We start from the raw sequence: 15,063 nt of genomic DNA, 5'->3' as shown, positions 1-15,063 counted from the left end.
ACCGGCGCGGCCGGGCGCGCGGCCGCGCCGGCGCGGATTCACGGACGTTCGCGCCCGATCGCGCGCGCTTGCCACCACGTGGCGTTGGCAATGTCCAGCGGACGCGGATCGAAGTCTGGTTCGATGCGGCCGTTGGCCTTTTTCGCTTCGTAATCGCGCAGCGCGGCCAGCGCCGGCTTTTGCAACAACAGAATGGCAAAGATGTTGAGCCAGGCCATGATGCCGACACCGATGTCGCCCAGTCCCCAGGCAAGATCGCTGGTACGCACGCAGCCATACAGCGCCGAGCCGATCAGGCCCACGCGCAGCACGAAGGTCAGCACCTCCGAGCGCAGGTTGCGGGTCAGGTAGGCCAGGTTGGTCTCGGCAATGTAGTAGTAGGCCAGCACCGTGGTGAAGGCGAAGAAAAACAGCGCGACCGCCACGAACATCGAGCCGAAGCCGGGCAGCACCGATTCCATGGCCGCCTGGGTGAAGCCGGTGCCGGCGGCGATGTTGGCCAGGCCGGTGAACACCTGTGCGCCGTCCGGACCGGTGACATTGTAGGTGCCGGCGATCAGCACCATGAACGCGGTTGCCGAGCACACGAACAGCGTATCGACATACACCGAGAACGCCTGTACCAGGCCCTGCGCCGCCGGGTGCGACACTTCCGCCGCCGCGGCGGCGTGCGGTCCGGTACCCTGGCCGGCCTCGTTGGAATACACCCCACGTTTGACGCCCCACTGGATGGCCAGACCGATCATCGCGCCGAAACCGGCGTCGAGCCCGAAGGCCGACGACAGGATCAGGCCGATGACCTCGGGCACCTTCTCGATGTTGAGCGCCACCACCACGGCCGCAGCCAGGATATAGCCCAGCGCCATGAACGGCACCACCACCTGGGTGACCTGGGCGATACGGCGCACGCCGCCGAAAATGATCAGCCCGAGCAATATGACGATGACCGTGCCGGTGACCGCCGGATTGATCCCGAAGGCGTTTTCCATGCTGGCCGCGATACTGTTGGTCTGCACCCCCGGCAGCAGCAGGCCGCAGGCGAACACCGTCATCACCGCGAACACCACCGCATACACACGCCAGCCCAGCCCCTTCTCGATGTAATACGCGGGGCCGCCGCGGTACAAGCCGTGGTGCTCGATTTTGTAGATTTGGCCGAGCGCCGACTCGATATAGGCGGTCGCAGCACCGAGGAAGGCCACCATCCACATCCAGAACACCGCGCCGGGACCGCCGAAGCCGATGGCAGTGGCCACGCCGGCGATGTTGCCGGTGCCGACCCGCCCGGAGAGCGCGAGACTCAGCGCCTGGAAAGACGACACCCCGGCCGAGGAGCTACGCCCGCGGAAGATGGCGCGCACCATCTCGGAAAAATGCCGCACCTGCATGAAGCGGGTGCGCAGGGAGAAATAAAGTCCGACGATCAAACACAGGTAGACCAGCGCCGGGCTCCACACCCAGCCGTTGATGCCATCGACGATTGCTTGCATGGAAAGAGATTGCCGAAAAAGGGCCGGATTGTAATTGTTTGTCGCCGCTTACGGGCGCTCAGACGGCAAACAGCCGGTCGCCTTCACGTCGCAACACCCCCGCGCGCTGCAGATCGCCCAGCAGCCAGTCGCTCAAGGCATCGGTGCTCAACCCCAGAAACCGCGCATTGGCCTCGCGGTACAAGGGCACCTCGGTCAGCAGCTTGGCCAGCTCTGCCACCGCCAACTGGCGACGCTCCAGCAAGGTGAACGCGATACAGGCGCGGATGGCGTTGCGCGCAATACGCGCACCGTCCGCCTCGAACGCGCGCAGGCGGCCAAAAGCGCGTTCCAGCGCCTGGTCGAACTCCACGAACGGCGCACCATGCCCCGGAATGACCAAGTCCACCGGCAAGCGGGCAATGGCCTCCAGGGTGCGCCGGGCTGCGCCCAAGCCGTCGCCGGTGCCGAGCACATCGGCAAACAAGATGCCAAAGCCGTCCTGCCACAGCGCATCGCCCGAAATCAGCACGCGATGTTCCGGGTTGTAGAACACCAGCGCGTCCATATCGTGCCCCGGCGCGGCGTGCGCCTGCCAGACGAGCCCGCCAGCAACGAAGGACTCGCCGGCCGCCAGCGCGTGGTCGGCGCGGAAAGGCGCGCCCTGCTGGGCGGCCACGGTGAGCAGCAAGGCATCCTCGTCCCAGTCGGCCACCGCCTGGTACATGCCGGCCGGCACGCTGATGGTGCACCCAAAGGCGGCCTGCACCGCAGCATTGCCGCCGATATGGTCGGAATGCGAATGGGTGTTGATCAAGCGCGCAAGCGGCCGCGCACCCAGCGCCTCACGCAGCAGGGCGACGGTTTGCGGGGCGTGGCTGACATAGCCGCTATCGATCAGCGTGGCCTGCTCGCCGTCGTCGAGCAGGATGTTGTTGGCCGACAGCCAGCCGCGCTCGAACACCTGCACACCGGGAGGCAGCCGGGGCGGTGCGCTCAATCGCTGCCCTCCCCGAGGGCAGCGGCCACATTGGGCGGCAGCGGCGCGGCGACCGCGGACTGCTGCGGCTGCGGCTGCGGCAATTCCGCCGGCGGCGGCTCGGCCACCGGCACGCCATCGATCTCGTCCGAGGTGCGCCCGCAGCCGAGGCATACGCCGGTATCCCAATCGATCATGCACACCCCCACGCACAGCGCGTCGTTGCTCATCGCGCCGCCTCTCCGCTGGCAGCCCGCGCCGCGCGGCGCTCGGCCACCGCAGCCAAAATGCGCAGCCGCTCGGCATCGTCGGCGCGACTCCAGGCGGTGATTTCCGCAATGGTGCGCAAACAGCCCTCGCAGAACTGGCGTTGGGCGTCCATGCGGCAGACATTGATGCAGGGGGAGGGAATGCTCATGGTCGGTCGGGGGTGCAGTCGTTGTTGTCCTGGGGCGTGGCTTCGATGTTGCGCTGCGCGTCGTGGTTCCCCGTCCTGCGACCCAATCGCGGCCCAGGCCGCTCCGGCAGCGATGTCAGGCGCAAGCCTTGGCGCGCTTGGCCAGCACCGCGCGGGCCACGCGCGAGGCCGGTTGGCGGCCGAGCTGGGCGCTGATCCAGGCGGCCACATCCACCAGCGCATCCAGGTCGATGCCGGTCTGCAGCCCCATGCCGTCGAACAGCCAGACCAGGTCCTCGGTGGCGACATTGCCGGAGGCCCCCGCGGCGTAAGGACAACCGCCCAGACCGCCGACCGAGGCGTCGAACACCGCCACGCCCATCTGCAGAGAGGCGTACACATTGGCGGCGGCCATGCCGTAGGTATCATGGTAGTGGCCAGCCAGGCGCTCGGCGGGCACGCGGCGCAGCACCGCTTCGAGCATACGGCGGATGGAGGCCGGGTTACCGGTGCCTATGGTATCGCCCAGGGAGATTTCATAACACCCCATGGCCAGCAGGGTTTCGGCCACTTCAGCAACTTTCTCCGGCGCCACCGGCCCTTCATACGGGCAACCGGCCACGCAGGAGACATAGCCGCGCACCCGCACCCCGGCGGCTTGCGCCGCTTCGGTAACCGGGCGAAAGCGCGCCAGCGATTCGGCAATCGAGCAATTGATGTTCTTTTGGCTGAAAGTTTCACTGGCCGCGCCGAACACCGCCACCTCGCGGGCGCCGGCCGCCAGTGCGGCCTCGAAGCCCTTGAGGTTGGGGGTGAGCACCGGGTAGTCGAGCCCGGCCGGCGCTGCGCCACCGAGCACCCGGCTGAGCACCTCGGTGCTGTCAGCCATCTGCGGCACCCACTTCGGAGACACGAAGGAGGTCACTTCGATGGTAGTCAGTCCGGCGGCGGCCAGGCGGCGGATCAGCTCCACCTTGGTGTCGGCCGGCACCAGCTGCTTTTCGTTCTGCAGCCCGTCGCGCGGGCCGACTTCGACCAGACGAACGGTCTTGGGCAGGTCCATGATCGCCTCCTCAGCCGGCGGCCGGCTCGAACTCGACCAGTTCGGCGCCGTCGCCCACCTGGTCGCCCACACCGAAGCGAAACGCCTTGACCGTGCCTGCGGCGGGCGCGGTGATGGTGTGCTCCATCTTCATCGCCTCCAGAATCAAGAGCGGCGCCCCCTTTTCCACCTTGGCACCTTCGGCGGCAACCAGGGCAATGACCTTGCCCGGCATCGGCGCCACCAACCCGCCTTCAATGCCGCCCCCTTCGCCGGCGTGATGCAAGGGATCGACCGCGGCCAGCGACCAGGCCCGGCCCTGAGCAAACACGTGGCGGCGGCCGGCGGCAGCAATCACCGTGGCGTCCAGGCGCTTGCCGTCGAAGTCCACCCGCAGCAGCCCGCGCGGGTTGAGCTCGCCACGCGCGGTGACACTGCGCCCATCGAGGCTGAGACGATAGCCGTCGGCCAGATAGGCCACGGTGACCGCGGCTTCCTGTTCTTGCCAACGGAACAAGAGCACCCGCTGGGCGGTGGCGTTCAGGCGCCAACCGTCGCGCGCATGCCAGGGCGAGGCCGGATGGGTGTCGCGCCGCGCATTTTTTTGGGCGCGTTCGGATTCGCGCAGCAATTCGGCCAGCGCGGCGATGAAGAAAACTTCATCCGGCGCGCTCCGATCTTGCGGAAACAGGTAATCCTTTTCTCGCTCGATCAAGCCGGTGTCCAGGTCGGCGTTGGCAAAGGCCGGACACGCCACCAGCCGCGCAAGAAAGTCGATGTTGTTGACCACCCCGACCACGCGATAGTCGGCCAGCGCCTGCAACATGCGGGCCAGCGCGCGGTCGCGGTTGACGTCCCAGACGATCAGCTTGGCGATCATCGGGTCGTAGTGCGGGCTGATTTCGTCACCTTCCTCCACGCCGGTATCCACCCGCACATGCAGGGATTCGGCCGGCGGCGCCAGGTGAAGCAGCTTGCCGGTGGACGGCAAAAAGCCCTTGGCCGGGTCTTCGGCGTAAATACGCGCTTCCAGCGCATGGCCGCGGATCTGCAATTGTTCTTGGGTCAACGGCAGTTTTTCGCCCGCGGCCACGCGCAGTTGCCATTCGACCAGGTCCAGCCCGGTGATCATCTCGGTGACCGGGTGCTCGACCTGTAGCCGGGTGTTCATCTCCATGAAGTAGAACGAGCCGTCCTGATTGGCGATGAACTCCACCGTACCGGCACCGACATAGCCCACCGCCTTGGCGGCATCGACCGCAGCTTTGCCCATCGCCGCGCGGCGCTCGGGCGTCATACCGGGAGCGGGCGCTTCTTCCAGCACCTTCTGATGACGGCGCTGTACCGAGCAGTCGCGCTCGAACAGATACACCATGTTGCCATGGGTGTCGCCGAACACCTGGATTTCGATGTGCCGCGGCCGGGTAATGTACTTTTCCACCAACACATGGTCGTCGCCAAAGCTGGAGGCTGCCTCGCGCTTGCAGGAGGCGAGCAGCTCCAGGAAGTCCTCGGATTTTTCCACCAGGCGCATGCCCTTGCCGCCCCCGCCTGCGGCGGCCTTGATCAGCACCGGATAGCCGATGGCATCGGCCTGTCGGTGTAAATGCGCCGGGTCCTGATCGTCGCCATGGTAGCCGGGGGTGAGCGGCACGCCGGCCGCTTCCATCAGCTTCTTGGCTTCCGACTTGGAGCCCATGGCGCGAATGGCCGCCACCGGCGGGCCGATGAAGACGATACCGGCATCAATGCAGGCGTGGCAGAAGTCTTCGTTCTCGGACAGAAAGCCATAGCCCGGATGGATGGCCTGCGCGCCAGTGGCCTTGGCCGCGGCAATGATGCGCTCGATCACCAGATAGCTCTCGCGCGCAGCCGCAGGTCCGATCAGTACCGCCTCGTCGGCCAGGCACACATGACGCGCGTTGGCATCGGCCTCCGAATACACCGCCACGGTTTTGATGCCCATGCGGCGGGCAGTTTTGATGACGCGGCAGGCAATCTCTCCGCGATTGGCGATCAAAATCTTTTCGAACATTGTTTGCTTCCCTCCTCAGGCCCTCGGCACCCACTGGGCCGGACGCTTGTCCAGGAAGGCGCTCAAGCCCTCGCGCGCTTCCGGCGTGGCACGCAGTTGCGCAATACGCCGCGCGGTGTCTTCGACCACCGCATCGGACAGCGGCCGGTTGCCCACCGCACGGATCAGGCGCTTGGCCGCCGCCTGCGCTTTGGGGCCGCCCAGCAGCAAAGCCTCGACGATCTCGGCCACCTTGGCGTCCAGCACTTCGCTGGCCACCACTTCGTGCGCCAGCCCCAAGGCGAGCGCGCGCGCAGCATCGATGCGCTCCGCGGTCTGGAAGTAACGGTAGGCTTGGCGTTCGCCAATGGCGCGGATCACATACGGGCTGATGGCCGCGGGGATGATGCCGAACTTGACCTCGGAGGTGGCAAACACCGCGCGGTCACCGGCCACACACATATCGCAAGCGCTGGCCAACCCCATGCCGCCACCCAGCGCCGCACCATGCACCCGCGCGATGGTGGGCTTGTCCAGTTCGGCCAGGGTGCGCAGCATGCCGGCGAGCTTCATTGCGTCGGCAAAGTTGTCCGCCTCGCTGGCGGCACCGGCGGCTTTCATCCAGTTCAGGTCGGCGCCGGCCGAAAAACTCTTGCCACGCCCGGCCAGCACCACCACCCGCACCGTGTCGTCAGCGTCGAGCTGGCGGCAGGCCGCGGTGAGGTCGGCGATCAGCTGTGCATTGAAAGCGTTATGCACGTCCGGGCGGTTCATCCACACCGTGGCCACGCCGTTCTTCAGTTCGATTTCCAGGGTTTCGTACATGTCGTCTCCTCGCCCGCCTTACATACGGAACACGCCGAACTTGGTCAGCGCAATCGGCGCATTGAGCGCAGCCGACAGCGACAGCCCCAGCACCCGCCGGGTCTGCGCCGGATCGATCACGCCGTCATCCCACAGCCGTGCGGTGGCATAGTAGGGATGACCCTGCACTTCGTACTGCTCGCGGATGGGCGCCTTGAAAGCTTCTTCTTCTTCCTTGCTCCAATGGCCACCCTTGGCTTCGATACCGTCACGGCGCACCGTAGCCAGCACGCTGGCAGCCTGTTCGCCGCCCATGACGCTGATCCGGCTGTTAGGCCAGGTCCACAGAAAACGCGGACTGAACGCCCGCCCGCACATGCCATAGTTGCCGGCACCAAAGCTGCCGCCGATCAGCGTAGTGATTTTGGGCACCTGGACAGTGGATACCGCGGTCACCATCTTGGCGCCGTCTTTGGCGATGCCGCCATTTTCGTATTTGCGCCCGACCATGAAGCCGGTGATGTTTTGCAGGAACAGCAACGGAATGCCGCGTTGGCCGCACAATTCGATGAAATGCGCGCCCTTTTGCGCCGACTCGCCAAACAAAATGCCGTTGTTGGCGACGATGCCCACCGGGTAGCCATAAAGTTGGGCGAAGCCGCACACCAGGGTGGGGCCATAACGCGCCTTGAATTCGTCAAAACGCGAACCGTCGACGACCCGTGCGATGATCTCGCGCACATCGAAGGGCTTGCGGGTGTCGGTGGGGATGATGCCGTAGATTTCCTCCGGATCGTAGATCGGCGCCTCGCCCTCGCCCAGCGCCAACCCTTGCGGCTTGACCCGGTTGAGGTTGGCGACGATCCGCCGGGCAATCGACAGCGCATGGTTGTCGTTCTCGGCCAGGTGGTCGGCCACGCCGGAAAGGCGGGTGTGCACATCGCCGCCGCCCAGCTCTTCGGCGCTCACCACTTCGCCAGTTGCGGCCTTCACCAACGGGGGGCCGCCAAGGAAAATGGTGCCCTGGTTTTTGACGATCACCGTTTCATCCGACATCGCCGGCACATAGGCCCCGCCCGCGGTACATGAGCCCATCACCACGGCGATTTGCGGAATGCCCTTGGCCGACATATTGGCTTGGTTGAAGAAGATACGACCGAAATGGTCGCGGTCGGGGAAGACTTCGTCCTGCCGGGGCAAGAACGCACCGCCCGAATCCACCAGGTAGATGCAGGGCAGGTTGTTCTGTTCGGCGATTTCCTGCGCGCGCAGGTGCTTCTTCACCGTCATCGGGTAGTAGGTGCCGCCCTTGACCGTGGCATCGTTGGCCACGATCATGCATTCGACGCCCTGCACCCGGCCAACGCCGGCGATCAGCCCGGCCGAGGGGGCGTCATCGTCATACATGCCAAAGGCGGCCATCTGGCCGATTTCCAGAAAGGCCGTGCCCGGATCGAGCAAATGGTCCACCCGGTCGCGCGGCAGCAGTTTGCCACGCGCGGTGTGCTTGGCGCGCGCCGCCTCACCGCCGCCTTGAATGATGCGGGCGACCTTGTCCCGCAAGTCATCGACCAGCCCGCGCATGGTTGCGGCATTGGCCTGAAATTCCGCACTGCGCGGATTGATCGCGGATTTGATCGTGCTCATGTCTCCTCGTCCTCAACACTCGTGACCGGGATATCTGGAAAGCCTAGCGGCAAACACCCCCGCGCGGCTGCCAACATGGTTGCAATTTCTGCCACGCCAGCGCAGGATGCCGACCGATGAAAACGCACCTGCCCGCTCCACTCGATCTTACCCGCGGCCGAGCCGTCACGCCGATGGCCTTTATCCGTGCGATCGTCCTCGGGTACCGGGTACGCGGGCAGGATCCGGCCAACGCGCTGCGTCAGGCGCAGATTTCGGCAGACGCTCTGAACGACCCCGACGCACGGGTCACCGCTGCACAAATGGAAACCATCTCCGCGCTGGCCATGCAGGAACTGGACGACGAAGCGCTGGGCTGGTTCTCCCGCCGTCTGCCGTGGGGCAGTTATGGCATGCTGGCGCGCGCCTCGCTCACCTCGCCCACGCTGGAAGTGGCGCTCAAACGCTGGTGCCGTCATCACCGTCTGTTGACCGACGATCTGGCGCTGACACTGACCCACACCCGCCAGCTCGCCACCATCCGCATAACCGAAGAGCGAGACTTCGGCGCGATGCGCGAGTTCTGCCTGGTCTCCATGCTGCGCAATCTGCTCGGCTACGCCTGCTGGCTGATCGATTCACGCATCGCGCTGGTGGAAACCACGCTGCCCTTCCCCGCCCCGCGGCACGCCGACGCCTACCCCTACCTTTTCCCCGGCCCGCTGCGCTTTGACGCCGAAGCCGCGGGTTTGAGCTTCGACGCCCGCTACCTGGGACTGCCATTGTGCCGCGACGACCAGGCCCTGCGCGCCATGCTGCAGCGCGCCCTGCCACTGACCGTGCATCACTACCGCCGCGACCGTCTGCTGGTGCACAGCGTCCGCCAGATCCTTGCCAACAGTGCCGGCCTGGTCCGCACCGCGGAAGAGTTGGCCGCCCAGCTCAACATGTCGGTGCGCACCTTGCACCGCCAATTGAAGGCCGAAGGCGTGTCGCTGCAGCGCCTCAAAGACGAAGCGCGCCGCGAGCGGGCCATCCGACTGCTGCTGCAAACCCGCAAACCGATCAAGCAAATTGCCGCCGCAGTGGGTTTCGACAGCGAAAAGAGTTTTTCGCGGGCATTTCGTGACTGGACCGGCATGGCGCCAGGGCGGTTCAGGGCGAAGGCAGAAGACGGAGTCGAGGCGGCACACATTTGAGCCCCGGCTGCACGGCCCTCAAAACGGTCCGTTTTTCAGCCAGCGCTCGATCTGCGGGATGCGGTCAGCGCCCCAAAACGGTTCGCCATCGACGATCACAAACGGTGAGCCGAACACGCCGCGCGCGATGGCCTGGGCGCATTCGTCCCGCAGACGATTGCGGACCGCCTCGCCGCAGAGCGCCTGCACCAATGCGCCACGATCGGCGCCGGCGGCTGCGGCCACGTCCGCCACCACGGCTTCCTGGGAAATGTCGCGCCCCTGGGCAAAATAGGTCCGATAAATATCCAATGCAAAGCGACGGGCCCGCGCTTCGTCCTGGTCGAGCAGCCAGTAAAAAGCGCGCGCCGCAACCTGGGTGCCCACCGGGAAGGGCTGCGGCACCGTCCAAGGCAAGCCGTAAAACGCCGCGGTGCGCGCGAAGTCGCGGAACACATAAGGGCCTTTGAGCGGTGCCTCCAACATCAGCTTGGCGCCGGTGTGCTTATACACCGCGCCCAGCAGGAAAGGCCGCCAACGCACGCTGCGCCCGTGGGCGGCGGCCAGCTCGTCGATTTTTTCGGCCATGAAGTAGCCGTAAGGCGAAGAGAAGTCGAAGTAAAAGTCGATCGGTTCGGCCATGGTGTGCGCTGCCTGCAAGGGTCGGTCAATAAAAAAGGTTCCGCGGACACCCCCAGGGTTGGAGAGGGAGGCTTGGGAATCCCGGAGGCGTGGGGCCCGCGGAACCGTCAACTCACTCGGCTTCAGCCCGCCAGCGCGCGGCCGATGACCATGCGCTGGATGTCGGAAGCGCCTTCGTAGATCTGGCACACCCGCACGTCACGGTAGATGCGCTCGACCGGAAAGTCGCTCACATAACCGTAGCCGCCGTGCACCTGGATCGCGTCCGAGCACACGGATTCGGCCATTTCGGAGGCGAACAGTTTGGCCATCGAGGCCTCCTTGAGGCAGGGCCGGCCGGCGTCCTTGAGGCTGGCGGCGTGCCAGACCAACTGACGGGCGGCCTCCAGGCGGGTGGCCATGTCGGCCAAGCGGAAATTCACCGCCTGGTGCTCGAAGATCGGCTTGCCGAAGGCTTCGCGCTCCTGCGCATACTTGACCGCAGCCTCCAGCGCAGCGCGCGCCATGCCCAGACACTGCGCGGCAATGCCGATCCGCCCGGCTTCCAGGTTGGCGAGCGCGATCTTGTAGCCTTCACCCTCCTGACCGATGACATGATCGACCGGAATCCGGCAGTTTTCGAACAGAATCTGGGTGGTGTCCGAGGCGCGTTGGCCCATTTTTTCTTCGATGCGACCGACCTGGTAGCCGGGCGAGTCGGCCGGCACCAGAAAGCAGGTGATGCCTTTTTTACCGGCCGCCTTGTCGGTGACCGCAAAAACGATCGCCACGTCGGCATGCTTGCCGGTGGTGATGAATTGCTTGACGCCGTTGAGCACCCAGTAGTCGCCTTCGCGCACCGCGCTGGTGCGGATGGCTGCGGCATCCGAGCCGACATGCGGTTCGGTCAGACAAAAGCAGCCCAGTTTTTCGCCTCGGGCAAGCGGCTTGAGCCAAGCTTCTTTCTGCGCATCGGTGCCAAAACGGTTGAGAATGCCGCAGGGTAGCGAGTTCTGCACGCTGACGATGGTGGACGTGGCCCCATCGCCGGCGGCGATCTCCTCCAAGGCCAGCACCAGGCTCATATAGTCCAGACCCGCGCCGCCCCACTGTTCCGGCACCACCATGCCGAGCGCACCCAGCGCAGCCAGTTCCCGCAACGCTTCGCGCGGGAAAGTGTGGTGGCGGTCCCATTCGGCGGCGAATGGCGCCAGGCGCTCTTGCGCAAAGGCACGCATTGCGTCGCGGATCATTTCCTGTTCTTGGGTAAGGATCATTGCATGGTGTCCTGAATACCTAACAAAAACCGCGCGGCCTCCGGCAGGAACGGCCGGCTTTCGCCAGACGGCCTGCCGGCAACCGACGCTGCGGTCGCCGGCCAGCCCGCCGCTACGCCAGTTCCACGGCCAGCGCAGTGGCCTCGCCGCCGCCGATGCACAGGCTGGCCACGCCGCGCTTCAAGCCGTACTGGCGCAGCGCACCGAGCAAGGTGACCACGATGCGCGCACCGGAAGCACCGATCGGGTGGCCCAAGGCGCAGGCGCCGCCGTGCACGTTGACTTTGTCATGCGGCAGGTTCAACTCCTTCATCGCGGCCATGGTCACCACCGCAAACGCCTCGTTGATTTCCCACAAATCGACATCGCCAACCTGCCAACCGAGCTTGTCCAGCACCTTTTGCATGGCACCGACCGGGGCGGTGGTAAACCACTCCGGGGCCTGCGAATGGGTGGCATGCGCGAGAATGGTCGCCAGCGGTTGCAGGCCGAGCTTTTCGGCGGTGGAGCGGCGCATCAGCACCAGCGCGGCGGCGCCATCGGAGATGGAACTGGAATTGGCCGCGGTGACCGTGCCGGTTTTGCTGAAAGCCGGTTTGAGGGTGGGGATTTTTTCCAGTTGAGCTTTGAGCGGCTGCTCGTCGTTTTCCACCACCACATCGCCCTTGCGCCCGGCAACGGTGACCGGGGCCACTTCCCACTTGAATAGACCTTCCCGGATGGCTTTCTGCGCCCGAGTGGTCGAAGCCATCGCAAATTCATCCTGTGCTTCGCGGCTGAAGCGGTAATGTGCAGCGCAGTCTTCGGCAAACGTACCCATCAAGCGGCCCTTGTTTTGCTCCGAATAGCGGTCTTCCAGGCCGTCGAAAAACATGTGGTCCACTACCTGGCCGTGGCCCAGGCGGTAGCCGCCGCGCGCCTTGGGCAGCAGATAGGGCGCGTTGGACATGGATTCCATGCCGCCAGCCACCATCACTTCATTGCTACCGGCCAGCAGCAGATCATGCGCCAGCATGGTGGCCTTCATGCCCGAACCGCACACCTTGTTGACCGTGGTGCAGCCGGCCGACAACGGCAAGCCCGCGCCCAGCGCAGCCTGGCGGGCCGGCGCTTGGCCCAGCCCGGCAGGCAGCACGCAGCCCATGATGACTTCCTGCACTTGTTCGGGATTCAGCCCCGCGCGCGCAAGCGCCGCGCGAATGGCCTCCGCCCCCAACTGCGGCGCGGTGAGCGCGGCAAGCTCGCCCTGAAAGCCTCCCATCGGGGTGCGGGCTGCGGAAACGATGACAACCGGATCATTCATGACTCACTCCTGTGGGTTCGGATGTGTTGCGGGTTTGGCTGACACGCCCGGCAGCGTCCAGCCGGGCGTTCGGGAATGCGCCTCAGATGGTTTCGGCAAACAACTCGCGGCCGATCAGCATGCGGCGGATTTCGCTGGTGCCGGCGCCGATTTCGTACAACTTGGCATCGCGCCACAACCGTCCGACCGGATATTCATTGGTATAACCGACGCCGCCCAGCGCCTGAATCGCTTCGCCGGCCATCCAGGTGGCTTTTTCGGCTGCATACAGGATGGCGCCGGCGGCATCTTTGCGCAGCGTGCGCGAATGATCCAGCCGGTCGCAAGCCTGACCGACCGCATAGACGTAAGCGCGGGTGGCGCTCCAGGTGGTGTACATATCGGCCAGTTTGCCTTGCATGAGCTGGAACTCGCCAATCGGGGTGTCGAACTGCTTGCGTTCATGCATGTAGGGCACGACCACATCCATGCAGGCCGCCATGATGCCCAGCGGCCCGCCGGCGAGTACCGCACGCTCGTAATCCAGCCCGCTCATCAGCACCTTGACACCGTTGCCCACGCCGCCGAGCACGTTTTCCTCGGGCACCTCCACGTCATCGAAGAACAGCGGGTAGGTGTTGGAGCCGCGCATGCCGAGCTTGTCCAGGTGATTGCCATGGGAAAAACCCTTCATGCCTTTTTCGATGATGAAAGCGGTAATGCCCCGCGCGCCGGCATTGATGTCGGTCTTGGCATAGACCACCAGGGTATCGGCATCGCCACCGTTGGTGATCCACATTTTGGAACCGTTCAACACATAACGATCGCCCTTTTTGTCGGCGCGCAGCTTCATGCTGACCACGTCGGAGCCGGCATTGGGTTCGGACATCGCCAGCGCCCCCACCTGCTCGCCCGCAATCAAGCCCGGCAGGTATTTGCGTTTTTGCGCTTCGTTGCCGTTACGGCGGATCTGATTGATGCACAAGTTCGAATGCGCGCCGTAGGACAACCCCACCGAAGCCGAGGCGCGCGAGATTTCTTCCATCGCAACGATGTGCGCCAGATAGCCCATGTTGGTGCCGCCGTACTCTTCTTCCACGGTCATGCCATGCACCCCGAGGTCGCCGAGCTTTTTCCACAAATCCGCCGGAAACTCGTTTTGCCGGTCGATTTCGGCCGCGCGCGGCGCGATCTCCGCCGCGCAAAAGTCGCGCAGGGTGTTGCGCAGCATTTCGATGGTTTCGCCGAGGTTGAAGTCCAGGCTGGGTACATTCATGTCGTCATCTCCTCCGCGTTGCGGATTTAGCGGTCGTGGTTTATGTGGATGCGTTCAATCGGTCCGTTCGGTCTTGCCAGGTAAAACCATGATGGTCTGCTGCATGGTGGCGCACAAGTTCCACTGACCGTTCTGCACCGCGAACACATCCGCGCGAGTGACGATCAGGGTACGCCCGGCACGCACCACCTCGCCGCAAGCCACCAGGCGCTCGCCGGCGGCCGGGGCGAGCAGATTGAGTTTGTATTCCACGGTCAGCACGCTGGCTTCGGCCGACACCAGCGAGTTGGCGGCAAAACCGCCGGCATTGTCGGCGATCATGCCGACGATACCACCGTGGATATAGCCGTGCTGCTGAGTCAGATCATCCCGATGTGGCAATTCGATTTCGACCAAGCCTGGCTCGACCGCAACGATGCGCGCGCCAATCAGGCTCATTGCCGGCTGCCGGCCGAAGCTCGCCCGCACCCGCGCGGCATAATCCGGGTCACGCGGCTGGAAAACGGATGCTTGAGGACGCATAGGCACTCCTTGACGCGAGCACGAATCCTGTCATTGTTTTTACGTTTACGTCAACGTAAACTGAACAACAAAAAAATCACCCCGTGCCGCGCATATGACGATCGAGCTCGGCGCGCGCCAAGGCCGCTCCCGCGACATTGTCGCCCAGCAGCGCGGCGCACTGACGTTCCAGCATGTCAATCTCGCCCAGTACCGCCTCGATGTCCTCGCGCTGCTGGATCAAGGCCGCGCGGCGCTCGGCGAGCACCCGCAGAAAACGCTGCAACTGGGGCACCGAGTTATGCACCCCATCGTACATATCGATCAATTCCTTGATCTGGGCAAGCGACAAGCCCAGACGCTTGCCGCGCAAAGTCAGGCGCAGGCGGGTACGATCGGCCTTGCTATAGACCCGCGCACGGCCACTGCGTGCGGGCGTAAGCAGCCCTTGGTCTTCATAAAACCGGATCGCACGTGGGGTCACATCGAATTCGCGTGCAAGCTCGGTGATGGTATAGGTTTGTTCGCTGGCCATGACGCTGCCCGCGTCGCCTCTTGACGACCGGAAACACGAGTAAATTTCAAGTGATTGTTTTA

The 15,063-nt window shown here is 64.8% G+C and carries 15 protein-coding genes; 1 reads left to right on the top strand and 14 read right to left on the bottom strand.

What is annotated here, in order from left to right; translation table 11 throughout:
* Nucleotides 1-38: 38 nt before the first annotated feature.
* From DIE29_RS01525 to DIE29_RS01490, 8 genes are all read right to left on the bottom strand, one after another.
* Entirely contained in the window at nt 39-1,490 is a 1,452-nt protein-coding gene (locus DIE29_RS01525; RefSeq protein ID WP_114648997.1) for an alanine/glycine:cation symporter family protein, read from the bottom strand.
* Between the two features lie 58 nt (nt 1,491-1,548).
* A complete protein-coding gene (locus tag DIE29_RS01520) occupies nt 1,549-2,469 on the bottom strand; it encodes an MBL fold metallo-hydrolase (RefSeq protein WP_114648996.1) in 921 nt (306 codons plus the stop codon).
* Nucleotides 2,466-2,678, bottom strand: a complete 213-nt coding sequence (locus DIE29_RS01515) for a DUF1289 domain-containing protein (protein WP_114648995.1) — start codon at nt 2,676-2,678, stop codon at nt 2,466-2,468. Before DIE29_RS01515 ends, DIE29_RS01520 begins: the two co-directional genes overlap by 4 nt.
* A complete protein-coding gene (locus DIE29_RS01510; protein ID WP_114648994.1) occupies nt 2,675-2,866 on the bottom strand; it encodes a DUF1289 domain-containing protein in 192 nt (63 codons plus the stop codon). Before DIE29_RS01510 ends, DIE29_RS01515 begins: the two co-directional genes overlap by 4 nt.
* A gap of 115 nt (nt 2,867-2,981) precedes the next feature.
* Nucleotides 2,982-3,908 (bottom strand): hydroxymethylglutaryl-CoA lyase, encoded by a 927-nt coding sequence (locus DIE29_RS01505; RefSeq protein ID WP_114648993.1) that lies wholly within the window; start codon nt 3,906-3,908, stop codon nt 2,982-2,984.
* Nucleotides 3,909-3,918: 10 nt separating this feature from the next.
* Nucleotides 3,919-5,922, bottom strand: coding sequence for an acetyl/propionyl/methylcrotonyl-CoA carboxylase subunit alpha (locus DIE29_RS01500; RefSeq protein ID WP_102040719.1), 2,004 nt, complete (start codon nt 5,920-5,922; stop codon nt 3,919-3,921).
* Nucleotides 5,923-5,937: 15 nt separating this feature from the next.
* Nucleotides 5,938-6,726, bottom strand: coding sequence for an enoyl-CoA hydratase/isomerase family protein (locus tag DIE29_RS01495; protein ID WP_102040718.1), 789 nt, complete (start codon nt 6,724-6,726; stop codon nt 5,938-5,940).
* 18 nt (nt 6,727-6,744) lie between these two features.
* Nucleotides 6,745-8,352: a carboxyl transferase domain-containing protein gene (locus DIE29_RS01490; protein WP_102040717.1), complete on the bottom strand. Its 1,608-nt coding sequence runs from the start codon at nt 8,350-8,352 to the stop codon at nt 6,745-6,747.
* A 116-nt stretch (nt 8,353-8,468) separates the two neighbouring features.
* Here DIE29_RS01490 and DIE29_RS01485 point away from each other — a divergent pair, with 116 nt between their 5' ends.
* Nucleotides 8,469-9,530 (top strand): AraC family transcriptional regulator, encoded by a 1,062-nt coding sequence (locus tag DIE29_RS01485; RefSeq protein WP_102040716.1) that lies wholly within the window; start codon nt 8,469-8,471, stop codon nt 9,528-9,530.
* Nucleotides 9,531-9,548: 18 nt separating this feature from the next.
* Here the strand turns inward: DIE29_RS01485 and DIE29_RS01480 are convergent, their stop codons facing one another.
* From DIE29_RS01480 to DIE29_RS01455, 6 genes are all read right to left on the bottom strand, one after another.
* The gene (locus tag DIE29_RS01480) at nt 9,549-10,151 is read right to left on the bottom strand and encodes a 2-hydroxychromene-2-carboxylate isomerase (RefSeq protein ID WP_102040715.1); all 603 of its coding nucleotides are present in this window, start codon (nt 10,149-10,151) and stop codon (nt 9,549-9,551) included.
* Between the two features lie 122 nt (nt 10,152-10,273).
* Nucleotides 10,274-11,407 carry an acyl-CoA dehydrogenase gene (locus DIE29_RS01475; protein ID WP_102040714.1) on the bottom strand — a complete coding sequence of 378 codons (1,134 nt, stop codon included), beginning with the start codon at nt 11,405-11,407 and terminating at the stop codon, nt 10,274-10,276.
* Nucleotides 11,408-11,519: 112 nt separating this feature from the next.
* Nucleotides 11,520-12,710 carry an acetyl-CoA C-acetyltransferase gene (locus DIE29_RS01470; protein WP_102040713.1) on the bottom strand — a complete coding sequence of 397 codons (1,191 nt, stop codon included), beginning with the start codon at nt 12,708-12,710 and terminating at the stop codon, nt 11,520-11,522.
* A gap of 82 nt (nt 12,711-12,792) precedes the next feature.
* Entirely contained in the window at nt 12,793-13,965 is a 1,173-nt protein-coding gene (locus DIE29_RS01465) for an isovaleryl-CoA dehydrogenase (RefSeq protein WP_102040712.1), read from the bottom strand.
* Between the two features lie 54 nt (nt 13,966-14,019).
* Entirely contained in the window at nt 14,020-14,487 is a 468-nt protein-coding gene (locus tag DIE29_RS01460; protein ID WP_102040711.1) for a PaaI family thioesterase, read from the bottom strand.
* Between the two features lie 76 nt (nt 14,488-14,563).
* Nucleotides 14,564-15,001 (bottom strand): MerR family transcriptional regulator, encoded by a 438-nt coding sequence (locus DIE29_RS01455; protein ID WP_102040710.1) that lies wholly within the window; start codon nt 14,999-15,001, stop codon nt 14,564-14,566.
* Nucleotides 15,002-15,063: the final 62 nt, after the last annotated feature.

It is taken from the genome of Pseudothauera hydrothermalis (assembly GCF_003345255.1).
GTDB lineage: Bacteria > Pseudomonadota > Gammaproteobacteria > Burkholderiales > Rhodocyclaceae > Pseudothauera > Pseudothauera hydrothermalis.
Note: the sequence above shows the minus strand (reverse complement) of the source record. Positions and strands in the feature narration are given on the sequence as shown.